This window comes from Pantoea sp. Mhis (assembly GCF_009830015.1).
Window position 1 is genome coordinate 87,862 of sequence record NZ_SZZX01000004.1, and the last position, 24,275, is coordinate 112,136.

Consider the following 24,275-nt stretch of genomic DNA (forward strand, 5'->3'; position numbering starts at 1 on the left):
AGGTCACAGGTGATAGAACGTAATTTACGTAAATTATTAGCGCCTTGGGGGATACCAAACGTGCCAATGCTAGATTGTCGTAATATGACATTAACTAGCTCTTCTGTAACCTCTGGTGATTTATTCATTGCTATTATTGGTCATAAAACTGATGGACGTCTTTTTATTACTCAAGCAATTGATAGAGGTGCTATAGCAGTGCTTGCAGAAGCTGAGTGTCAAGCTAAAGATGGACACATAGAGCAAATCAATAAAATTCCTATTATTTATATATCACAATTATCACAGAGACTGTCTGCATTATCAGGTCGCTTTTATCAACAACCAGCTTATAAATTAAAACTAATTGGTGTAACAGGTACTAATGGAAAAACTACAACTACACATCTTATTGCTCAATGGGCTAATTTATTAGGTGAAAATAGCGCTATAATGGGTACTATCGGGAATGGTATATATGGTAATTTAATAGCAAGCAAAAATACTACTGATTCTGCAGTAGTTATACAACAAGTTTTATATGATTTAGTAAAAAAAAATACTAACTTAGTGGCAATGGAAATTTCTTCTCATAGTTTAGTACAACATCGTGTTCATGCATTACCATTTGTAGCTGCAGTATTTACAAATTTAAGTCAGGATCATCTTGATTATCATCATAATATGGCTGAATATGAATCGGCTAAATGGTTATTATTCTCTCAACATAAAATAAATAAAGCCATTATTAATGCAGATGATAAAATAGGTCGTCAATGGATTAATAAAATTCCAAATGCTGTTGTTGTTACATCACAAAAAATATTTCAATTCAAATTTTATCAATATTGGTTACACGCTAACAATATATATTACCATGATAATGGTACATTTATTTCTTTTAATTCTAGTTGGGGAAATGGAAACTTTAAAAGTCAATTAATAGGAGAATTTAATTCTACAAATATACTATTAGCGTTAGCAACAATGTTAACTCTTAATTATCCATTAGAATTACTCATTGATACTGCAATAAAATTGCAACCAATATGTGGTCGTATGGAAAGATTTACTGCTCCTGATAAACCTCTTGTAATTGTAGATTATGCTCATACACCAGATGCATTGGAAAAAGCATTAAAGACAGCACGTATACACTATTGTAAAAAAGGAGGATATATTTGGTGCGTGTTTGGATGTGGTGGAGAACGTGATAGAGATAAACGCCCATTAATGGGTGCTATTGTAGAAAAATTAACTGATATAGTAATAATTACTAACGATAATCCACGTAATGAAAAATCAATGTTTATTATTAATGATATTCTTTCTGGCATGATTCAACCAAAACGTGCCCGGATAATTCTTAATCGTAAACAGGCGGTTACTAGTGCTATTATTGAAGCTCGAGTTAATGACCTTGTATTAATTTTTGGTAAAGGACATGAAAACTACCAGATTATTGGAAATGAATACATTCATTATTCGGATCGTGATATTGTTACTAAGTTGCTAGAAATAAAAACATGATTCCAATATCTCTTGATATTCTATCTAAAATTACTAATGGTTATTTATATGGTGAAAATTTAATTATCACAGATGTCAGCACCAACACTAATAATATTCCGAATGGTAGTTTATTTATTGCATTAATTGGTCAACGTTTTGATGCACATATGTTTGCAAAAGAGGCAGTTCTCCAAGGAGCACATGCGCTACTAGTTCAACATTTATTACCAATTAAAATTTCACAAGTAATAGTAAATGATACTCGTATTGCTCTTGGTCAACTCAGTAGTTGGGTGCGTCAACAAACAAAAGTTCGTATGATAGCTTTAACCGGTTCTTCAGGGAAAACTTCTGTAAAAGAAATGACTGCAGCAATTCTAAGTCAATGTGGTAATACGTTACATACCATTAAGAACCTAAATAATTCACTAGGAGTGTGCATGACATTGCTGTGTCTTACTACACAGCATGATTATGCTGTAATTGAACTTGGAGCTAATCATCATGGAGAAATTGCTTATGGAACAGAATTAATTCAGCCCGAAACAGCATTGATAAATAATTTAGCTCCAGCACATTTAAAAGGTTTTGGTTCATTAAACGGTCTAGCAAAAGCTAAAGGTGAAATTTTTAATGCGCTATCAATAGAAGGTACTGCAATTATCAATAATGAAAGCAATGATCTAAGTAATTGGTCTAAATATTTTTTAAACAAAAGATTATGGCGTTTTTCACTTGAATACACAAATAATGCAGAATTTTATGCTAGCAATATTTGTATAAATACTAAATTCACATTATTTACATTACATACACCTCGTGGTGATGTAAAAATTAAACTATTTCTGCTAGGAAGACATAATATTGCAAACGCATTAGCTGCAGCTGCTCTATCTATGTCAGTAGATGCGCCATTAAATGCTATTTCTACTGGTTTGCAATCTTTAAGATCAATTCCTGGTCGTCTTTGTCCAATTTATTTATCAACTAATCAATTAATACTAGATGATAGTTATAATGCTAACGTAGGTTCAATGATTGCTGCTATTAATTTTTTAAAAAATATATCAGGTTTTCGTGTTTTAGTAGTAGGTGATATGGCAGAATTAGGTGATCAAACCGAGGCCTATCATCGTCAAATAGGTAAAGTAGTAAAGGCTTCAGGTATTGATTGTATATTAAGTATCGGTACCTTTAGTTACTTAATAAGTAAATATTGTAGACAAGGTAAACACTTTATTTATCAATCTTCTTTAATTGAACATTTAGAACAAATGTTATCTAAATATAAAAATATTACTATATTAATTAAAGGTTCACATAATGCTAATTTACGTCAAATAGTACAAAGTTTACAGGAGAAAAAACATGCTACTATGGCTAGCTAAATATTTAATTGTTTTTTATTCTAGCTTAAATGTTTTTTCATATTTAACTTTTCGCGCTATTGTTAGTTTACTAACGGCTTTATTTATTTCTCTAATTATCGGACCTTATTTAATCTCTTGGTTACAGAAACTACAAATCTCTCAGATTATACGTAATGATGGACCTAAGTCTCACTTTAGTAAGTGTGGAACACCAACGATGGGTGGTATTATAATACTCATATCGATTATTATTTCAGTATTACTATGGGCTTATCTATCTAATCCTTATGTATGGTATATTTTAGTCATATTAATAAGTTTTGGGATTATTGGTTTTATTGATGATTATCACAAAGTAATACGTAGAAATACTAAAGGATTAATTGCACGTTGGAAATATTTTTGGATGTCTATTATTGCACTTATCCTAGCATGTACCCTATACATAACAGGTAAAAATACAGCTGCAACACTCATTGTTATTCCATTCTTTAAAGATATAATGCCGCAGTTAGGATTATTTTTTATTTTATTGGCTTATTTGGTAATTGTTGGTACTGGTAATGCTGTTAACTTAACTGATGGTCTAGATGGGTTAGCCATTATGTCTACTGTGTTTGTTGCAGCTGGATTTGCATTAGTGGCTTGGGTTACGGGTAACATTAACTTTGCTCAATATCTTCATATTCCTTATTTAAAATATGCAGGAGAATTAGTAATTGTTTGTACAGCTATTATAGGTGCAGGATTAGGATTTTTATGGTTCAATACTTATCCTGCACAGGTTTTTATGGGAGACGTAGGTTCATTAGCACTAGGTGGTGCATTAGGTACTTTGGCAGTATTGTTATGTCAGGAATTTTTATTGGTGATTATGGGAGGTATATTTGTACTTGAAGCACTTTCTGTAATTTTACAAGTGATATCATTTAAATTTTTAGGTTATAGAATCTTTCTTATGGCGCCTATTCATCATCATTATGAGTTAAAAGGATGGCCAGAACCACGTGTAATTGTGAGGTTTTGGATTATCTCATTAGTCTTAGTTTTAATTGGTTTAGCTACATTAAAATTACGTTAGTTATGATTAATTATCACAATAAAAAAATTGTTATTATAGGACTTGGTATAACTGGTATATCTTGTATTAATTTTTTTTTATCACAAGGAATTATTCCTCGTGTAATGGATAACCGTATATCACCTCCAGGATTAGCGAATCTACCGAAACAAATAGAATACTATCTAGGCGGTATTAATATTAATTGGCTTTTAGAAAGTGATCTAATTATTAAGAGTCCTGGTATAAAATTAGATGATCTGATATTAAATAAAATTTTTGAAAATGGTATTGAAATTATAGGTGATATTGAATTATTTTGTCGTGAAGCGGAAGCACCAATTATAGCAATTACTGGTACTAACGGTAAAAGCACAGTGACTATGATGGTAGCTGAAATGGCTAGGGCAGCAGGTTGGCTGGTAAGTGTAGGAGGCAATCTTGGAACACCTGCTTTAACTTTGTTAAAGTTTAGCACGCAACTGTACGTATTAGAACTTTCTAGTTTTCAACTAGAAACTACATATAGTTTAAAAGCATTTGCATCAACTGTACTTAATATAACTGAAGATCATATGGATCGTTACTCAAATGTACAGCAATATGCTGACTCTAAATTACGTATTTATAAGAATAGCTATATTTGTATTTTTAATGCAGAAGATAATATGACAGTACCTAAATATCATTTAAGTCAGCAATATATTAGTTTTGGTGCGAATATTGGAAATTACTCGCTTTATAAACATAAAGAAAATATATGGTTACAGATACATGGTAAAAATATTATTAATACTAATAAAATGAAAATAAGTGGACATCATAATTATATTAATGCGCTAGCTGCGCTAGCATTAGCTGATACAATTAATATTCCTCGAGTTGATAGTCTTAGTGTATTAAGCACTTTTTCTGGATTACCTCATCGTTTTCAATTAGCACATCAGGCAAAAGGTGTACGCTGGATAAATAATTCCAAAGCTACCAATGTTAGTAGTACTATAGCTGCTTTAAAGGATTTGAATATTCAAGGTAGATTATGGTTATTATTGGGGGGTGATAGTAAATCGGCAGACTTTTCTTCATTAATTAATTATTTACGAAACAATGATATTAGAATATTTTGCTTTGGTCAGGATGGTAAGCTATTAGCTACATTATGTCCAGAAATTACCACTTACACTAAAACGCTCCAAGATGCAATGATTAAAATTGCAGAACAGGTAGCAAATGGAGATATTGTGTTGTTATCTCCAGCTTGTGCTAGCTTGGATCAATTTTTAAATTTTGAACACCGTGGAGAAGTATTTACACAGTTGGCAAAAAAATTAAGCTAATTTAGATATTTTATTTTTATCATTTATATTAACTCATTGTCATAAAGATTGAACTATGGATCAATTCAATAAAAATAAGTCATGTCTAATAATGTATGATTATACGTTGTTATGGTTAACTTTAGATGTAGCAACTATTGGATTAATTATGGTAACTTCTGCTTCTATGCTTCTTTTTAATCAATATTTAATGGAAAATCCATTTTTCTTTACTAAACGTGGTATTTTTTATATTTTACTTACATTAAATATATCTTTTTTAATCATTTTTAGTATTACAATGAATTTTTGGCAACATTATAAACATATAATTCTAATAAGTGCAATGTCAATATTTTTCACTGTATTCTTTATTGGTAATTCAGTAAATGGAGAATTATGCTGGATTGAATTAACACTTCTTCGAATACAATCAGCAGAGATAACAAAACTATTATTATTTTGTTATCTTTCTAGTTATTTAATACTAAAATCACAACAATTACGTCATAACTTGTGGGGATTTTGTAAATCTATAGCATAAGAATAACTTTTTCTATATTATCATTAAGAAAAGCTGATTTTGGTATTGTGATAATGATATTAACTATTACTTTGGCTATTTTATTTATTGAAGTTACTAAAGTATGCCAGGCAATAGTAATTATTGATTCGAGAATTTTAGTAATTATTATAATATTAATTTTTATAACACCTTATCGAGTTATTCTTATTATTTCATTTGTAAATACTTGGAAAGATCCATTTGATAATGACTGTCAGTTGACAGAATCTTTAATGACATTTAGTCGTAACGCACTTGGTGGTCAAGTTCCTAATGATTCTAGGCATAAATTAAACAATTTGCCTGAATCTCATACAGATTATATTATTTCAATCATGAATGATCAATTAGGTTATATTGGTGTAATCTTTATATTATTAATGATATTGTTTATAGTTTTTGTGTAATGTTAATTGAATATCAATGATTTAAAATCAAAAAAAATTTTCTCTGAATTTTTCATTTGTGCAATTGGTATATGATTTACTTTTCAGGTTTTAATAAATGTAGGGGCTGCTGTCGGTATTTTGCTTACCAAAAGTTTAACCTTTCTTTTTCTTAATTAGTTATGGAGGTTCTATCTTAATTATTATATCTATAGTTATTTCTATTTTATTAAGAATAGATTATGAAATACATATGACGAAAGCAAAATTATTTATCTGATTACAAAAAAATTATAATAAGGAATATATGAAGGTTAAACGGTTAATGTTAATGGCAGGTGGAACTGGTGGACATATATTTTCAGGTTTACCTGTTGCTCAACATTTAATAAAACAAGGATGGGAAGTATGTTGGTTAGGAACTTCTGACCATATGGAAGCTAGTTTAATTCCACAACAGGGTATTCCAATAAAATACATTCGTATTAGTGGATTACGTGGTAAAGGCATAATAACTCTTGTTTTATCTCCGATAAAAATTTTTAATGCTTGGTATCAAGCATACCGTATTATGAAAGAATGGCAACCTGATATAGTATTAGGTATGGGTGGCTATGTTTCTGGACCAGGTGGTTTAGCTGCTTGGAGCTGTGGTATCCCATTAGTATTACATGAGCAAAACAGAATTGCTGGATTAACTAATAAATTGCTAGCAAAAATTGCTACCAATATAATGCAAGCATTTCCTAACACATTTCCTCAAGCTGACATAGTAGGTAATCCAATACGTGATCATATACTAACTATAAAATCACCTAAAGAGCGTTTTAACGGAAGAACTGGTCCTATACGTGTATTGGTATTAGGTGGTAGTCAAGGTTCAAAAATTCTTAATCAAAAATTACCAGCAGTGGCAAAAGCATTAGTTAATAAAATTATAGTATGGCACCAAACTGGTCAAAGTTCTAAAGAAATTGTACAACAAGCTTATTCTACAGCAGGTCAATTGCAATATAAAATCACTGAATTTATTGATGATATAGCTGAAGCTTATTCTTGGGCAGATGTTGTAATTTGTCGTTCTGGAGCATTAACTGTTAGTGAAGTAGCAATTATTGGTATACCTGCAATTTTTATACCATTTCCCCATAAAGATCGACAACAGTATTGGAATGCTTTACCTCTGCAAAAAGTAGGTGCTGCTAAAATTCTTCAGCAGCAACATTTTACTACAAGCGCAATAGTAGAAATACTAAGTGAATGGCAGGACCGCGTTACATTATTAGCAATGGCAGAAAAAGCCCGTCAGGTAGCTATTTTTGATTCAACTAATAAGATTGTTCAAATTATTATCCGAATACACAATAAGTTAATTAGCTAATGTACTGTATATCTTAGGTACACATAAAATAGGTAACGGAGAAAAATGAATATACAACAATTAGCAAAACTGCGTTCTATTGTACCTGAGATGAGGTTAATTAAGAACATCCATCTAGTTGGTATAGGAGGAGCGGGCATGGGTGGTATTGCTGAAGTATTAATGAATGAAGGATATCATATTAGTGGTTCTGAACTAGTTCCTAATTTGGTAACGCAACATTTAATTGCATTAGGCGCTACTATTCATTTTAATCATGATCCTAAAAATGTAATTAATGCAAATGTAGTTGTTGTTTCAACTGCAGTACCCCAGAATAATCCAGAATTAATTGCAGCTCGTGAGCAAAGAATTCCAGTAATTCGTCGTGCCGAAATGTTGGCTGAACTAATGCGTTTTCGTCATGGAATAGCTATTGCTGGTACTCATGGGAAAACAACTACTACTGCGCTTGTAGCTAGCATTTATGCTGAAGCCGGTTTGGATCCTACATTTGTAAATGGTGGTTTAGTAAAATCTGTAGGTACTCATGCACGTCTTGGTAGTAGTCGATATTTAATTGTTGAAGCAGATGAAAGCGATGCATCTTTTTTACATTTACAACCAATTGTTGCAATTGTTACAAATATTGAAGAAGATCATATGGAGACATATTTAGATAATTTTGAGAATTTAAAACAAACATTTATTAATTTTTTACATAATTTACCATTTTACGGACGTGCTATATTATGCAGTGATGATACAGTGATTTCTGAATTAATGCCAAGGATTGGTCGTCACATTACAACTTATGGTTTTAACCATAATGCTGATATCCGTATTGATAATTACGAACAACGTGGAGTACAAGGATATTTTTCTTTAATTAGAAGAAATAAAAAAGTTTTAAATGTTACTCTAAATGCACCAGGACATCATAATGCTCTTAATGCAGCAGCCGCTGTTGCAGTAGCTAGTGAAGATGGTATTCATGATAATGTCATTTTATCAGCTTTAGAAAGTTTTCAAGGAACAGGACGGCGATTTGATGTACTTGGAGAATTTGATACTAGTATGATCCATGGTTATCCTGGAACTGCTATATTATTAGATGATTATGGACATCATCCAACTGAAGTAAATGTTACAATTAAATCAGCACGAGCAGGTTGGCCACAAAAAAAACTTATTATGGTATTTCAACCACATCGTTATACACGTACAAGATATATGTTAAATGACTTTGCTAAAGTATTATCGCAAGTAGATGTATTACTATTACTAGATGTATATTCAGCAGGAGAAACTATTATTCCCGGAGCAGATAGTTATTCTTTATGTTGTGCGGTTCGTAATCGTGGCATAATCAATCCTCTTTTGGTTTCTAAACATGATTCATTACCTAAGATATTAATATCTTTGCTATCTGGAAACGATTTAATCATTGTTCAAGGTGCAGGTAATATAGGAAAAATTACTCATAAATTAGCAAAAATTTTACTTCAGTTAGCAGAAGAACGAGATGAACACAATTAAAAAATAATTTTTTAATATAATATATTATCAAAAATTTTTATATTAGATGAATATCTAATAAATTATAATATTATTGATATTATATTGATATTTAGTGGTAGTTTTAAAAAAAATGAGTTTACTTGGATATTAATTTTGTTTTTATAAAAAATCATATTTTTAAGTGCTTTATGTCAATAGTTATATTGACCATAATGTTTTTATCATATTGTATAATTAATCATTAAATTCAAATAATTAATATGTTTCAACAATAAAAAGCATTTCTAATAAAAGTGATGAATTTCTACAATATGTACAAATAAAACACAATAATGTTATCGAATTAGTTGGTATTAAATCATTATGCAATTGTTATTAGTACAATAATACTAGTTGCTAAATTCGCACAGAGTTACATATGCTAAACAATGTATAGCGTTTACCTTCATCAAAATTAGTGATAACTGGTAAAATGCATTACACCACTTATAATAATATTCACCAATCTATTCTAGAAATTGATTCACCTAATAATATTTTATATCACAACGTACAGATCAAATTCAAAAATAAATTAAACATTTATTTTGATTGAATAAGTTAGTGTGCGTAAAAGGTGGCCTTATGAATTAAATATTAATTTAATTGAATTTATACCTATGATGCAATGGAATGATTTATATATGCTAATGGTGTAGAATTCAATATTCCAATTAATCACATAAGTAAAGAAAATATACCTATGCTCTATTGACCTAGACAAACTGAAAAAGAAATAATAGCTGCATATTATGGTATGAATGTAAAACTGCAAACTAATCAATTTAATGTAAAAAGTTTATTAATGACAGATTGGCATTCATGGCAGCTTCTTGTTGGTAATGGAATACGTATCAAACTAGGGCAACATAACGTTATTAAAAGTCTAATGCGTTTTATTGCAATCTATCGCAATTTACAACATAAAGTACTTATTCACAATTAGCATATTAATTATATTGCTCTATGGTATGAATGTGGCGTAATAGTCTGATAATAATGATTTACTTCATAAAGTATAAATTTTTAAAAGTCAAGCATAGGTTAAAAATGATCAAAGTAACAGATAGAAAACTAATAGTAGGACTAGAAGTTGGCACTGCTAAAGTTGCTGCTTTGATCGGTGAAATTTTACCAGAAGGTATAATAAATATTATTGGAGTAGGCAGTCATCCTTCTCGTGGCATGGATAAAGCAGGTGTAAATGATTTAGAGTCGGTGATACAATGTGTACAACATGCTATTGATCAAGCTGAAATAATGGCTGCTTGTAAAATTACTTCAGTATATCTTGCATTATCTGGGAAACATATTAATTGTCAAAATGAAATCGGGATGATCCCAATATATGGAGATGAAGTAACTAAAGATGATATAGAGAATGTAGTACATATAGCAAAATCTGTACGTATATGTGACGAACATCGTATTTTACATGTTATTCCACAGGAATATACAATTGATTATCAAGAAGGTATTAAAAATCCAATAGGATTGTCTGGCGTACGTATGCAAGCAAAAGTTCATTTAATTACATGTCATAATGATATGGCAAAAAATCTAGTTAAAGCAGTTGAACGTTGTGGTTTAAAAGTGAACCAATTAATTTTTTCTGGTTTAGCTTCTAGCTATGCTGTTTTAACTGAAGATGATCGTGAATTAGGAGTATGCCTTGTTGATATTGGTGGTGGTACAATGGATGTTACAGTTTATACTAGCGGTGCATTACGTCATATAAAAGTATTTCCTTATGCAGGTAATTTAGTCACTAGCGATATTGCTTATGCTTTTGGTACACCACCCCCTGATGCTGAACTTATTAAAGTTAAACATGGTTGTACTGTTAGTTCAGTTATTAAAAAAGATGAACATTTAGAGTTACCAAGTGTTAGTGGCTTACCTTTACGTAATCTTCATCGCCAAACATTAGCTGGAGTTATAGAACCACGCTATACAGAATTGCTTAATTTTGTAAATAATGAAATTATACAAATTCAGACAAAATTATGTCAACAAGGAATAAAATATCATTTAGCAGCTGGTATTGTGTTAACTGGAGGGGCAGCACAGATAGAAGGTTTAACGATTAGTGCACAGCGCGTGTTCAATACTCAAGTCCGCATTGGACAACCATCAGATATTAATGGATTAATTAATTGTGTTCAAGAACCTTATTACTCTACAGTCGTTGGATTACTATATTACGGTAAAGAGTTATACATGAATGATGCGGCTATAGAAAAACGGTCTTCAATAAGCAGTTGGTTTAAGCATATTAATAATTGGCTAAAAAAAGAATTTTAGTTATTTTAAAAAAATATAATCGATAAATAGTATATATAAAAGCAATAGGCATAAAATGGAGAGAAGTCATGTTTGAACCTTTGGAATTAACTAATGATGCAGTAATTAAAGTTATTGGTGTCGGTGGTGGTGGTGGAAATGCTGTAGAACATATGGTACGTGAGCGTATTGAAGGAGTAGAATTTTTTGCTATTAACACCGATGCACAAGCGTTACGTAAAACATCAGTTAATCATACGATCCAAATCGGGACGAATATTACTAAAGGACTAGGTGCTGGTGCAAATCCAGAAGTTGGAAGAACTTCAGCTGAAGAAGACCGAGAAATATTACATTCTGCTTTAGATGGAGCAGATATGATATTTATTGCAGCTGGTATGGGAGGTGGTACGGGTACTGGTGCAGCCCCGGTAGTAGCTGAAGTAGCAAAAACTTTAGGTATATTAACCGTTGCAGTAGTAACTAAACCTTTTAATTTTGAAGGTAAAAAGCGAATGTCATTTGCTGAACAAGGTATCACTGAGCTTTCTAAACATGTTGATTCATTAATTACCATTCCTAATGATAAGTTATTAAAAGTATTAGGTAGGGGCATATCTCTGTTAGATGCTTTTAGTGCAGCAAATAACGTATTAAAAGGTGCTGTACAGGGCATTGCAGAATTAATTACGCGACCTGGTTTAATGAATGTTGATTTTGCAGATGTACGTACTGTAATGTCAGAAATGGGATACGCTATGATGGGTTCAGGTGCTTCGTGTGGAGAAGCTCGTGCTGAAGAAGCAGCTGAAATGGCTATATGTAGCCCATTACTAGAAGATATTGACTTATCAGGTGCACGTGGTGTATTAGTTAATATTACAGCCGGATTTGATTTACGTCTTGATGAATTTGAAACTGTGGGTAACACAATTCGTGCATTTGCTTCTGAAAACGCTACCGTAGTAATTGGTACTTCTTTAGATCCGGAAATGAATGAAGAACTACGTGTTACTGTTGTTGCTACCGGTATAGGTATGGATCGACATCCAGAAATCACTTTAGTAACTAGTAAATTAAATTCTCAATCATTAATAGATCATCGCTATCAACAACATAATATATCGTCATTAACTCAGGATAAACGAACTACAACTAAAGTCATGAATGAGAAGATTACATCGTCTAATAAAGATCCTGATTATTTGGATATTCCAGCATTTCTACGTAAGCAAGCAGATTAAAGGTAAATTTAAACTAGGAATCTCTGTTTTTATGCTAACTTGTTCTCATAATTTAATGATATATATTAATAATTAAATGTAGATAATACAGCTTAATATGATGATCAAACAAAGGACGTTAAAACGTATTGTTCAGGTCACCGGTATAGGTTTACATACTGGAAAGCAAGTAACATTAACTTTACGTCCAGCTTCGGCAAATACAGGAATCATCTATCGTCGTACCGATTTATATCCATCAGTTGATTTTTTATCTGATGCAAAATATGTACGAGATACAATGTTGAGTACTTGCTTAATTAATGATGAAGGCGTACGTATTTCAACAGTAGAGCATCTCAATGCTGCGCTAGCTGGTTTAGGTATCGATAATATCATTGTTGAAGTTGATCTACCAGAGATTCCAATAATGGATGGTAGTGCTGCTCCTTTTATTTATTTACTTATGGATGCTGGTATTAAAGAACTTAATGTAGCAAAAAAATTTTTACTTGTTAAACAAGTAGTACAGGTAAAAGATGGTGATAAATGGGCTAAAATTAAACCTTATCATGGTTTCTCGGTTTCTTTCGCAATCGATTTTAATCATCCTGTTATTAATTCAAGTACACAGTACTACCAATTGAATTTTTCAGCAGATGCTTTCATTCAACAGATTAGTCCTGCACGCACTTTTGGATTTATACGTGAGATGAAGAATTTACAAGCTAAGGGATTATGTTTAGGGGGCAGTTTAGATTGTGCTATTGGTCTGGATGATTTTAGTGTCTTAAACGTAGATGGATTACGTTTTAAAGATGAATTTGTTCGTCATAAAATATTAGATGCTATTGGTGATCTATTTATATGTGGTTCCAATATTATTGGAGCTTTTTCTGCTTTTAAATCTGGTCATTCATTAAATAATAAGTTATTGCAATTGATATTATCGCAGCAGGACAACTGGGAATTTGCTACTATTGAACACAATGAATTACCCGTGGCATTTAATATAATTAATTTACCTAGTTTAGGTATGTTATAAAGTAAACTTTTATATATTTTATACTAATAAAAAATAAGAATCTATGTGATTTAAAATCTAATACCTGTATATATAATTACTATAATTTTAATTTATGATTATGTAAAAAATTTTAGATTATTTTTAATAAATGCAAAACAATTTTATTGTTTTATATATAAAATATACGATCATATTAAATTATATACTTGTAAAACATTAGTATTTAACAGTATAAAAACAATCACTTATATTATTAGATAGTTATTTTTTTTGACAAAAATACTCTGCATTATTATTATCAATAGATATTTTCATAATGAATAAGTAATGTATTAAAATATGATCTTCAATCGAAAGTTAACAGAGCTCTTTATTAGGTTTATATTTTATAATCATACCGTAATATATATTATTTAACTTGTACTTGAATAAAGTAAATTGTTTTTTACTAAAATGTATCATTATAGTAATATGTAGATTCTATTAATTTAATATTAAATTAATATTTATACTGAATTACTATTACCTATATATTTATTTTTAATTTGTTTCTATTTTAAATTCTACAGTTAATTAAATTATAAAAATTAAGAAGATCTATTATGTTAATTAAAGTTTTAACAAAACTTTTTCGTAGTAAAAATGATCATGTACTATGCCGTATGCGCAAGATGGTAGATTGTATCAATAAAATTGAGCCGATTTTTGCAAATCTTTCAGATGAGAGATTAAAAATGAAAAGCTCAGAATTTAGACAAAGATTAGAAAAGGGTGAAACTCTTAAAGATCTTATTCCAGAAGCTTTTGCTACTGTAAGAGAAGCAAGTAAGCGCATATTTGGTATGCGTCATTTTGACGTTCAATTAATTGGTGGTATGGTTTTAAATGAGCGTTGTATTGCTGAAATGCGCACAGGTGAAGGCAAAACTTTAACAGCTACACTACCCGCATACTTAAATGCACTTAGTGGTAAAGGTGTACATATTATTACTGTTAATGATTACTTAGCACAACGCGATGCTGAAAACAATCGTCCTTTATTTGAATTTCTCGGATTAACAGTAGGAATTAATTTATCTGGTATGTTACCTACATCTAAACGTGCAGCTTATCTTGCTGATATTACCTACGGAACTAATAATGAATACGGATTTGATTATTTACGTGATAATATGGCTTTTCTTCCAGAAGAACGTGTACAACGCAAACTTCATTATGCATTAGTTGACGAAGTTGACTCTATTTTAATTGATGAAGCACGTACACCACTCATAATTTCTGGACCTTCAGAAGATAGTTCTGAACTTTATATAAAAGTAAATAAAATTATTCCTTATTTAATTTGTCAAGAAAAAGAAGACTCTGATACATTTCATGGTAATGGTGATTTTTGGAAAGATGAAAAAATAAGACAAACGTATATGACTGAACGTGGTCTTGTTAAAATAGAAGAATTATTAGTTCGTCAGGGAATTATGCAAGAAGGAGAATCTTTATATTCATCAAAAAATATCATGTTGATGCATCATGTACATGCAGCACTTAATGCTCATTCTCTATTTGCCAGAGATGTTGATTATATATTAAATAATGGTGAAGTTATTATTGTTGATGAACATACTGGGCGTACTATGAAAGGTCGTAGATGGTCTGATGGATTACATCAAGCTATAGAAGCTAAGGAAGGTGTAAAAATTCATAGTGAAAATCAAACCTTAGCTTCTATTACGTTTCAGAATTATTTTCGTATTTATGAAAAATTATCTGGTATGACAGGAACAGCTGCTACTGAATCTGTTGAATTTAAATCAATTTATAATTTAGATACTGTTGTTATACCTACTAATCGGCCAATGATACGTAAAGATAAGGCAGATCTAGTATATATGACAGAAATAGAAAAGATTAATGCTATTATAGCAGATATTCGTACATGTATTGCTATTGGACAGCCAGTATTAGTAGGTACCATTTCAATCGAAAAATCTGAAATTATTTCTAAAGAATTAACTCGTGCTAATATTAAGCATAATGTTTTAAATGCTAAATTTCACGAACGTGAAGCACATATTATTGCACAAGCTGGAAGACCAGCTGCTGTGACCATTGCTACTAACATGGCAGGACGTGGTACTGATATTATGTTAGGTGGTAGTTGGCACAGTGAAGTAGCAGCATTAAATAATTCTACTAAAGAACAAATTCAAATAATAAAACTAGAATGGCAAAAACGTCATGATCAAGTTTTAACTGCAGGTGGATTACATATCATTGGCACTGAGCGTCATGAATCACGGCGTATAGATAATCAATTACGTGGTCGTGCTGGAAGACAAGGTGATCCTGGTTCATCTCGTTTTTATTTGTCGATGGAAGATGCTTTAATGCGTATTTTTGCTTCAGATCGTGTCGCAAGTATGATGCGTAAATTGGGTATAAATACAGGAGAAGCAATTGAACACCCGTGGGTAACTAAAGCAATTGCCAATGCACAGCGCAAAGTTGAAAATCGTAATTTTGAAATTCGCAAGCAATTATTGGAATATGATGATGTAGCAAATGATCAGCGTCATGCTATTTATAGACAACGAAATGAATTATTAGATGTATCCAATATTTCTGAAACTATTAAAAATATCCGTAAAGATGTATTTAAATCTATTATAAATAATTATATGCCTTTATCGTATGGAGAAGATAACTGGGATTTACCTGGACTTAAAGAATGTTTGCATACTGACTTTAATTTAGAATTACCATCTATTTCTGAAGAAGAATTATTAAATAAAGAGGTAGATTTGTACTCAAATACTTTATTAAAGCGTATTGTATTTAGTGCTACTGAAAAGTATGAAAATAAAGTAAAACAAATCGGCGCAGAAATAATGCAAAATCTTGAAAAAAGTATCATGTTGCAAACATTAGATTCTTTATGGAAAGAACACTTAGCAGCAATGGATTATCTTCGTCAAGGGATTCATTTGCGCGGTTATGCACAAAAAAATCCTCAGCAAGAATATAAACGTGAATCATTTATTATGTTTTCTACTATGCTAGATTCATTAAAATATGAAGTTATCAGCACTCTTAGTAAAATACAAGTAAATAGTATTTTAGACAAATTAAAAGAAAAAGAAAAACAATATTACATAAACATTGGCCGTAATAATCCATGTCCCTGCAGATCAGGAAAAAAATATAAACAGTGTCATGGTCGTTTGACTTAAAGGTATTTAGTTGATAACTAAATATATATCTGTTGAATATGTTTTAATACAAACATATTTTTTCTCTTTGCTTCAGTATATCTATCAACGTAAATGTATCCATAAACTTTATTGCCTATTATTTTTCACACATTTCAAAATAATTAGAAATTCCTTTTATTGCTATTAGTAATTTTTCTAATTTAATTGATTGATAATACTTACTATAAAAATTTATAAATTTTAAATTTTCATCTTCAAAAACCATCTTTCACAATTTGGATATGGTGGGCAAGATAATTTTTTCTTATGCATCAATTTTCCTTCTTTGCTAGCAGCAAGCTAATACAAAATCTAAATGAGTTGGTATTTCACCTACCTCCGTATCAATAGGTAAAAAACGAATAGCATAACGATTTTTATGTCCAGATACTTGAGGATAAAGCGCATCTTCTAATGTTAATTGAAGGCGCAATAAATCAGATCCTTCAGCATTATTTTGATAAAATCCATTTAAACTTGTTTGTTGGCGAAACATTCCTGATTGTCTAATAAGTTCAAGAATAGTACTAAGACTATTATAAACTGGGTTTAATGAAGCAAGCCAACTTTTAATTTGTACATCTCGTAATGATTCTTCTTGATGAAGCCATATATGTAAATTAGGTAGATCAAAACTGCAACATCCTCCAGGAATATTAAGTCGATGTCGCACTAACGAAATTAAACGTTCTTCTCTTAATTGTTGACCTATACGTACTACATTTATTAATTCATTAGATTGCTGTTTTAGTCGTTCTTGTAATTGATGAACAAGTTTTTTATCTACACCTGGAACATTTATCCAACAATATAATTTTTGTTGCTGACGTTCCAGTTCTTTAAGAAGATCACTCCTTAAATCACCCCGTTCAAAAATATCTAATAAATCACTAAGAATACGGAAAATACTTAGTACGGATACTACATTTCTTACTGGCACTATTTCATATAATTGCTTCATCAGAAATTCAACACGTAACCAAGTACGCATCTTTTCGTTTAAAGGATGTTCAAATAGCACAATTGTATTCATGATGTTAATCCTGTGCAATTTCTGATAGCCGTAAGTAATATTGATGCAGTGCAATAACTTGTGGTAAAATATTTTTTAAAGAACCGTTATTATCAATAATATCATTTGCATAAGTAAGTCGATACTCACGGCTAGATTGTATTTCAATAATATTTTCTATTTGTTTGAAGTGAACTTTATCTCGTTTTTTAGCGCGTTGTATTTGCGTATTTTCATCTACGTCAATTATCAACACCCGATCGACTAAATGTTGTAAATTATTTTCTAATAGCAATGGTACTATCCAAAGTATATAAGGTGAGGTAGTTAATGTTTTTATCTTTTGTGTATATAATTGAATTAATGGATGAAGTAAGTTATTTAGCCAATATCTTTCTTCTGGTTGATAAAAAATAATATCTCGTAATTTAGAACGATTTAATGTACCCTCTTTAGTTAAAATTGATTTATTATAATGTTTAACGATTTTATGGAAAGCATTTGAGCCTTGTTTTACTATTTCTTTGGCTATGATATCAGCATCGATAATATTTACACCAAGTGATTTAAATATTTTAGTAATAGTACTTTTACCACTACCAATTCCGCCAGTAAGTGCAACTTCAAAAGACATAAAGGTATCCTATAAAATATATATCATATTAATCTTCATATATAAAGGATCAGTTACTCTAAAAAATTATTATGGAATTATTGATATATATACTATGAAAACTGCGACTATTAATATATACCTATTACTGTTGATAAATTCATTTTTACTATATTTATTTTATAGCAATATATTAATAAAAAATTTGATATTATCTTAGAATAAGAAATCTATAATGTATATAGTGTAAAATATATTGCTTTAATATTTGCAATCATACATAAAAACGCATAGAAAAATCTAACACACTTATATTTTTTGTTAATGTGCCAACCGAAATATAATCGATACCTAGCCGAGCAATCTTTGATAACATTATTTCAGTAATATTACCAGAAACTTCTAGTAATGCTCGTTTATTAGTAATAATTATAGCTTCATGAATTCTCTTGATATTAAAATTATCTAACATAATAATATCAGCACCAGCGTCAATTGCCTTTTTTAATTCTTTTAGATTTTCAACTTCAATTTGAATTGGTAAATCTGGATATAAGCAAGATGCTTTTTTGATGGCATTATGTATAGAGCCATTACTAATAATATGATTTTCTTTTATTAAAAAAGCATCTGAAAGATCTAATCTATGATTATTACCTCCACCGCATAGCACTGCGTATTTAATAGCGGTACGTAAACCAGGTAAAGTTTTGCGAGTATCTAGTAATTTGGTATTGCTACCAATTAGTAAATTAACATAACGATTAACTACAGTTGCTATACCAGATAACGTCTGTATAAAATTAAGTATAGTTCTTTCTGCAGTTAACAATAAACGTGCTGGACCATCAAGAGTAAAAAGTAACTGATTAGTTTTTATTGCTTGCGCATCTTGAATATACCAAGTTATAGTTACCTTATTACCAAGTTGTATAAATACCTCTTCCACCCAACGTTTACCGCAAAATATTCCGTTTTCATTCGTGATAATCCTTGCTTTTGCTTGTTGTCTCTGTGGTAACAATAGTGCAGTAATATCGCGAGTTGCGTCTACTTCACCACCTAGATCTTCTTGAAGTGCTTTTAAAACAATTTCAGGAATATCTTGCTCCATGCGTTTAATTAGTTTTTGATGACGAAGATTCAGATCATAACAGCGTAATGACATTTCTTATAACTCTATATTATTTTTAAATAAAAATATTTTATTTATGACCATATTTTAATTATACCAATTTTAGTATTTAATTTACTATATGTATGTATACAAATTCAAAATATTGAATTTTTTAATATTACACGATTAATAATAAAAATATTTTTATTAATTAAGCTTAAATTATTACACTAATGAATTTATTGGTAATTAGTTATATAAAATATTTAGTTTATAATTTGTAATTAATCTAATAGATTAATAATTTTTAAATACTTTATGCAAAATTATAGAAGAATAATTATTAATATTTATTAATTAATTAATTTACTAATGCTTGATAAGCATAATCAAATGAGTATAAAGTTGAATATACTTAATCATGTAATGAATGTATTAAGTTATCATTAAATAATATTTATATATTAAATGTTTGACACATTTATATATTATTAAATATCTTTTATTTTATACTAAAATTGTTATATTTAACTAATCTTTTAAAGGAAGTTGGGTTATATATTTTATTTCTTCCATAGCCAAACTAGATGTAACTACACTTAAACCATTTATTGATTTTACTAATTTTTTATAAAAATTATCATAATCTTTTATATCATTTACCACTACCTGCAATAAGTAATCAAATTCACCAGTTGTACGAAAAAAACCAATTACTTCTGTCATATGATGAACTTGCGATATTAAATTAATATGCCAATTATAATTATGATTTTGAGCTTTAATCATTACAAACGCAGTAAGATTTAATCCTAATTTATACTTATTTAATAATGCTACCCTTGAATTAATAATTCCTTCTTTTTCAAGACGTTTTATACGTTTCCAACATGGATTAGGAGTCAAATTAACAGCAATTGCAAGATCTTGCAAACATAGACTACAATCTTGTTGTAATAATCTCAATAATTGTTTATCTTTTTTATCTAACACATTTTTTTCTCCTTAAGAGAAAATTTCTCTCTTAATTTATAAAAAATTAACTAAGAAAACAATATTTTTCTTCTAATAAAAAGTTACATTAATCTTTTAGCTGAGATAAAATATGCAAAAGATTATTATATCATTTCTATTTATAATAGTTGCTTTAACTTGGGGAACAACATGGTTAGCAATGAAAATTGCTATTGAGACTGTTCCTCCAATTTTTGCAACTGGTATGAGATTTCTATGTGCTTCGCCATTTTTAATATTTATTGCATGGATAACAAAAAAACCTTTAATCTTTCCTATAGGATATCGTTTTTTCCAACTCTTAGTTTCATTATTTTATTTTGCTATTCCTTTTTCATTAATGATTTATGGTGAAATGTATATTAGTTCAGGAGTTGCATCAATTATATTTGCTAATATGCCCATAATTATGTTAATAACATCTGTTATATTGTTATGCGAAAAAATAAGTTTAACTCAAATTTTAGGTTTAACGATAGCCCTAGCTGCTTTATTGAATATTTTAATAAATGAATCAAGAATAAGTACAGAAAGTAATTGGCAAGGTATTTTTGCAATCGTCATTGCATTAATTATGCATGCAGTAGTATATACTGTATGTAAGAAAAACAGTTGTACTGTGCCTATAGTTACCTTTAATGCATTACCTTGTTTTTTTGCAGGTATAATACTTTCTATGTTAGGTTGGATATTTGAAAAGCCACAAATTGAAAATTTTTCGGTATATTCAATATTATCTATTATTTATCTTGGTGTATTTGCTGGAGTATCTGGTATAATGTGTTATTTTTTGCTCCAAAAGAAAGCTAAAGCTTTTCAAGCTTCGCTCGTTTTCCTAATTTTTCCTTTAATTGCTGTAGGTATGGAAAATTATATTTATGGTAGTAGCATGTTAATAAAGTCTAAATTAATGTTAATTCCTTTAGCATTAGGGATAATAATTACTCTTTTGCCAAGAAAAGCTGTATAAAGCATTATCCTATTGTGGTTAATAACTTAATATATTTATATATATTAAGTTAACTTTTTATCAACTGATTTTTTATAATTAAAATTATTCAGTAAGTATTTTAATTCAGTTACAAACTTAGAATTAAGAAATATTTTTTATTCTAAAGTGTTCAAATCTTAAAGGATTATCAAGAACCATAATATATATGTATGTAAATTAAATCTATAGTTAAAACATTAATTCTAATAAGATCAATATGAATATTTCAAAATTATACTTAATATTGTAATTTTATATTTAAACAGCTAGAAAATTTTAGCGTGTTATTATATTAAAATAAGAGATAATATTAAAATATTTTTAGTTATATTAAGATTAAATATACATACATTATTATTGAGTATTGGTTGATAACAATAATAATCAGTTTAGCAAACATAAATATGAGGCACATATAATTGCCTTTATAATATATAGCTCTATTTTATTATTATACTATCTTTGTGTCCTTGTCTCTTATTAACTTTATAGGTAGCTAATTATTGCCGAGTTAATAACTAATGTAAAGAATACTAATAAAACTAAGAAATTAAAATTCATGGGATATAAAATTAATGATTATACATTTTAATAGTTAATATAAATACAACTCGCAATGATTGCTATATCATGATTATCTAACTTTAATGGTGCTCTTTTGTAGCTTATTTGTAATGTAAAGCGTACAAAGTACTTTTATTATAAAATATACATCTATTATAATCTGATAGATAAATCAGTGATTATGATTAGTTATTACTAATACTATTAGTTATTTACTTATAATCTAATTGATAAGAAATCAAAGCAACTTAACTAGTATCTTGTGTAAAATGTATCCATAATACTATTTATAATATAATTATACCCCATATTACTATTTAATTTTTAATATTTAATTTCTATTGTAATTTATTGTAATTATAGCTATGAATTCTAATCTTCCAAAAATAATAATAATTGAAATATCATTATCAATCCAATTAATGATACCATATGTATAAAAACCAATTTAGCTCGTAAAGTTACTAATTAAAACTTATGTACCTTATCTATCAGTACAGAACAATCAACTACCAAATAATATTATTTGTTTATAAGCGCAAATACTTTTATAATAATTAATAAAATCCTGTTATACCAAACATTTTACTTTAACTAAATTTAGTATATTGATACTAAATTTAAGATTATGATATTTAAAATAAATAAATTTGAATATCCACATTAAATAGTATATTTAATTGCTACGGTGAGTTCTAACGTCTAGATTAATATCTAGTATTATCAATAACTTCATCCATAAACAAAATTTATAAATTATTCTCAATATTTGTAAGCTCAATGCATCAAACTTGCAGCAATAGGTTTTCTTAGAATAATCTAATGCCATTGTTTCATAGTAAGTAAAATAATAACATTAGTAACCGTATATAATAAAATAATTAATTGAGCAACATTCTAATCACTGAAGCATTAATAAGAATAGATTACTATGTATGAACACTGAATCATAATTATGCTAGTATGTAGATTTTTTAATATTCAATTAAACATATTATTTTGATGTGGTTACACGTTAACTTCAATACTATGATTATAGATCTAAAATTGAAATATATATAATTAAGTTTTTATTGAATACTATTGATGATAAATAGTTGGTTATATTATTAATTTTAATAGATAAATATTATTATTAATATGATAATTAAAATATAATAAAAGTTATTTAATAAGCGGTTTGATTATATATGTTTTCTTCTAAAATATTTATTTATGTCATTAATATATTTTTATATAAAAATTAAAAAAATATTTATATTTTATATTTCTTATTAAGAAATCTTTATGATAAAAGGTAGTAGTCAAAAAATATTTGAGGATATCGATTAATTTATTTGGTTAAATATTGATTTTAAAAGTCAAAGAAATCTATATGTCTTAACAAAAAAAATACTTAGTTAAATTTATTTACAAATTTATTGTTTGTGTTATTAATTTTTAATGTTTTTTAAAAGGTAAAAATTTTCTAAAATAAAATTTTTTATTTTGATATATGATGATTAAATTCATTACCATCTCTTTCTAAATAAGAAATATACAGTTATAAAAATACATAAGTTGAATGTATATTATTAAATAATTTTTTTATATTTATTTAGCATTAGACACTTCAAACTTTATAAAATAAAATCTTTTCATTAAATAATAAATTTATAAATATATTTATATTATAGTAGTGAAGTTGACGAGATTATTAATGATACCAATCAATTACTCACCTGGTAACTGAATTTAATAAAAAATAATACGGGTAAATGGGACTAGCGGTGTATGGACGATTTTAATTTCTATTGTTTGTTTGTTTGTTCATTTATGGTCATTTTATGCTGCTATGGCTAATTAGACCATGCTACAGTGGGAGCTCTAAATTTTCCCTATCCAGGATTAATTAGGACCGGGATTTTTAACGAGTACCTGACATCGTACAGGCTCGGGACCCCCGTTAAACGTCCCTTCCGAAGGACGGCGTAACTCAGGATTTTTTACTCCCTTAAAAAAATCCTAGGGCCACCTGCCGGGTTTGAACCCGCGAACTTGGGCTCAGTAGTTGGTTACGCTAACCACTGGACCAC

General features: G+C 29.0%; 17 protein-coding genes and 2 pseudogenes. 15 read left to right on the plus strand and 4 right to left on the minus strand.

What is annotated here, in order from left to right:
• Positions 1-9 precede the first annotated feature (9 nt).
• The 14 genes and pseudogenes from murE (at position 10) to FD727_RS04165 (ending at position 16,868) form a co-directional block, all read left to right on the plus strand.
• On the plus strand, positions 10-1,509 hold the full coding sequence (murE, locus tag FD727_RS02345) for a UDP-N-acetylmuramoyl-L-alanyl-D-glutamate--2,6-diaminopimelate ligase (RefSeq protein ID WP_159938555.1): 1,500 nt from the start codon (positions 10-12) through the stop codon (positions 1,507-1,509).
• Complete coding sequence (gene murF / locus FD727_RS02350) at positions 1,506-2,879, plus strand: UDP-N-acetylmuramoyl-tripeptide--D-alanyl-D-alanine ligase (RefSeq protein ID WP_159938556.1); 1,374 nt, start codon at positions 1,506-1,508, stop codon at positions 2,877-2,879. Before murE ends, murF begins: the two co-directional genes overlap by 4 nt.
• Positions 2,860-3,942 carry a phospho-N-acetylmuramoyl-pentapeptide-transferase gene (mraY, locus tag FD727_RS02355; protein ID WP_159938557.1) on the plus strand — a complete coding sequence of 361 codons (1,083 nt, stop codon included), beginning with the start codon at positions 2,860-2,862 and terminating at the stop codon, positions 3,940-3,942. The genes murF and mraY overlap by 20 nt, the downstream gene beginning before the upstream one ends.
• A gap of 2 nt (positions 3,943-3,944) precedes the next feature.
• Positions 3,945-5,258, plus strand: coding sequence for a UDP-N-acetylmuramoyl-L-alanine--D-glutamate ligase (murD, locus tag FD727_RS02360; RefSeq protein ID WP_159938578.1), 1,314 nt, complete (start codon positions 3,945-3,947; stop codon positions 5,256-5,258).
• A gap of 55 nt (positions 5,259-5,313) precedes the next feature.
• Positions 5,314-5,781: an FtsW/RodA/SpoVE family cell cycle protein gene (locus tag FD727_RS04085; RefSeq protein ID WP_159938558.1), complete on the plus strand. Its 468-nt coding sequence runs from the start codon at positions 5,314-5,316 to the stop codon at positions 5,779-5,781.
• Positions 5,782-5,795: 14 nt separating this feature from the next.
• Entirely contained in the window at positions 5,796-6,209 is a 414-nt protein-coding gene (locus FD727_RS04090) for an FtsW/RodA/SpoVE family cell cycle protein (protein WP_255454572.1), read from the plus strand.
• A 286-nt stretch (positions 6,210-6,495) separates the two neighbouring features.
• Positions 6,496-7,569 (plus strand): undecaprenyldiphospho-muramoylpentapeptide beta-N-acetylglucosaminyltransferase, encoded by a 1,074-nt coding sequence (gene murG / locus FD727_RS02375; RefSeq protein ID WP_159938560.1) that lies wholly within the window; start codon positions 6,496-6,498, stop codon positions 7,567-7,569.
• Between the two features lie 45 nt (positions 7,570-7,614).
• Positions 7,615-9,087, plus strand: coding sequence for a UDP-N-acetylmuramate--L-alanine ligase (murC, locus tag FD727_RS02380; protein ID WP_159938561.1), 1,473 nt, complete (start codon positions 7,615-7,617; stop codon positions 9,085-9,087).
• A gap of 751 nt (positions 9,088-9,838) precedes the next feature.
• Positions 9,839-10,054: pseudogene (locus tag FD727_RS02385) on the plus strand (cell division protein FtsQ/DivIB); the annotation flags it as partial.
• Positions 10,055-10,158: 104 nt separating this feature from the next.
• The gene (ftsA, locus tag FD727_RS02390; protein WP_159938563.1) at positions 10,159-11,412 is read left to right on the plus strand and encodes a cell division protein FtsA; all 1,254 of its coding nucleotides are present in this window, start codon (positions 10,159-10,161) and stop codon (positions 11,410-11,412) included.
• Positions 11,413-11,480: 68 nt separating this feature from the next.
• The gene (gene ftsZ, locus FD727_RS02395; RefSeq protein ID WP_159938564.1) at positions 11,481-12,635 is read left to right on the plus strand and encodes a cell division protein FtsZ; all 1,155 of its coding nucleotides are present in this window, start codon (positions 11,481-11,483) and stop codon (positions 12,633-12,635) included.
• Between the two features lie 100 nt (positions 12,636-12,735).
• Positions 12,736-13,659: a UDP-3-O-acyl-N-acetylglucosamine deacetylase gene (lpxC, locus tag FD727_RS02400; protein WP_159938579.1), complete on the plus strand. Its 924-nt coding sequence runs from the start codon at positions 12,736-12,738 to the stop codon at positions 13,657-13,659.
• Positions 13,660-14,243: 584 nt separating this feature from the next.
• Positions 14,244-16,742, plus strand: a pseudogene (gene secA / locus FD727_RS02405) (preprotein translocase subunit SecA); the annotation flags it as partial.
• A gap of 54 nt (positions 16,743-16,796) precedes the next feature.
• Positions 16,797-16,868, plus strand: a complete 72-nt coding sequence (locus tag FD727_RS04165; RefSeq protein WP_370515962.1) for an SEC-C metal-binding domain-containing protein — start codon at positions 16,797-16,799, stop codon at positions 16,866-16,868.
• Positions 16,869-17,178: 310 nt separating this feature from the next.
• Here FD727_RS04165 and zapD read toward each other — a convergent pair whose 3' ends face one another.
• The 4 genes from zapD to FD727_RS02425 all read right to left on the minus strand — a co-directional run bounded on the left by zapD (position 17,179) and on the right by FD727_RS02425 (position 20,624).
• On the minus strand, positions 17,179-17,922 hold the full coding sequence (gene zapD / locus FD727_RS02410; RefSeq protein ID WP_159938566.1) for a cell division protein ZapD: 744 nt from the start codon (positions 17,920-17,922) through the stop codon (positions 17,179-17,181).
• Positions 17,923-17,926: 4 nt separating this feature from the next.
• A complete protein-coding gene (coaE, locus tag FD727_RS02415) occupies positions 17,927-18,535 on the minus strand; it encodes a dephospho-CoA kinase (protein WP_159938567.1) in 609 nt (202 codons plus the stop codon).
• Between the two features lie 253 nt (positions 18,536-18,788).
• Positions 18,789-19,682 (minus strand): carboxylating nicotinate-nucleotide diphosphorylase, encoded by an 894-nt coding sequence (gene nadC, locus FD727_RS02420; RefSeq protein ID WP_159938568.1) that lies wholly within the window; start codon positions 19,680-19,682, stop codon positions 18,789-18,791.
• A gap of 480 nt (positions 19,683-20,162) precedes the next feature.
• Positions 20,163-20,624, minus strand: a complete 462-nt coding sequence (locus FD727_RS02425; protein WP_159938569.1) for an Lrp/AsnC family transcriptional regulator — start codon at positions 20,622-20,624, stop codon at positions 20,163-20,165.
• Positions 20,625-20,736: 112 nt separating this feature from the next.
• Here FD727_RS02425 and FD727_RS02430 point away from each other — a divergent pair, with 112 nt between their 5' ends.
• Entirely contained in the window at positions 20,737-21,615 is an 879-nt protein-coding gene (locus FD727_RS02430) for a DMT family transporter (RefSeq protein WP_159938570.1), read from the plus strand.
• The last annotated feature ends 2,660 nt before the right edge of the window (positions 21,616-24,275 follow it).

Excerpts from the sequence above, each read along its gene's own strand:
- murF (WP_159938556.1), top strand. The coding sequence starts at position 1,506 with ATGATTCCAATATCTCTTGATATTCTATCTAAAATTACTAATGGTTAT.
- mraY (WP_159938557.1), top strand. The coding sequence starts at position 2,860 with ATGCTACTATGGCTAGCTAAATATTTAATTGTTTTTTATTCTAGCTTA.
- murD (WP_159938578.1), top strand. The coding sequence starts at position 3,945 with ATGATTAATTATCACAATAAAAAAATTGTTATTATAGGACTTGGTATA.
- FD727_RS04085 (WP_159938558.1), top strand. The coding sequence starts at position 5,314 with ATGGATCAATTCAATAAAAATAAGTCATGTCTAATAATGTATGATTAT.
- murG (WP_159938560.1), top strand. The coding sequence starts at position 6,496 with ATGAAGGTTAAACGGTTAATGTTAATGGCAGGTGGAACTGGTGGACAT.
- murC (WP_159938561.1), top strand. The coding sequence starts at position 7,615 with ATGAATATACAACAATTAGCAAAACTGCGTTCTATTGTACCTGAGATG.
- ftsA (WP_159938563.1), top strand. The coding sequence starts at position 10,159 with ATGATCAAAGTAACAGATAGAAAACTAATAGTAGGACTAGAAGTTGGC.
- ftsZ (WP_159938564.1), top strand. The coding sequence starts at position 11,481 with ATGTTTGAACCTTTGGAATTAACTAATGATGCAGTAATTAAAGTTATT.
- lpxC (WP_159938579.1), top strand. The coding sequence starts at position 12,736 with ATGATCAAACAAAGGACGTTAAAACGTATTGTTCAGGTCACCGGTATA.
- zapD (WP_159938566.1), bottom strand. The coding sequence starts at position 17,922 with ATGAATACAATTGTGCTATTTGAACATCCTTTAAACGAAAAGATGCGT.
- coaE (WP_159938567.1), bottom strand. The coding sequence starts at position 18,535 with ATGTCTTTTGAAGTTGCACTTACTGGCGGAATTGGTAGTGGTAAAAGT.
- nadC (WP_159938568.1), bottom strand. The coding sequence starts at position 19,682 with ATGTCATTACGCTGTTATGATCTGAATCTTCGTCATCAAAAACTAATT.
- FD727_RS02430 (WP_159938570.1), top strand. The coding sequence starts at position 20,737 with ATGCAAAAGATTATTATATCATTTCTATTTATAATAGTTGCTTTAACT.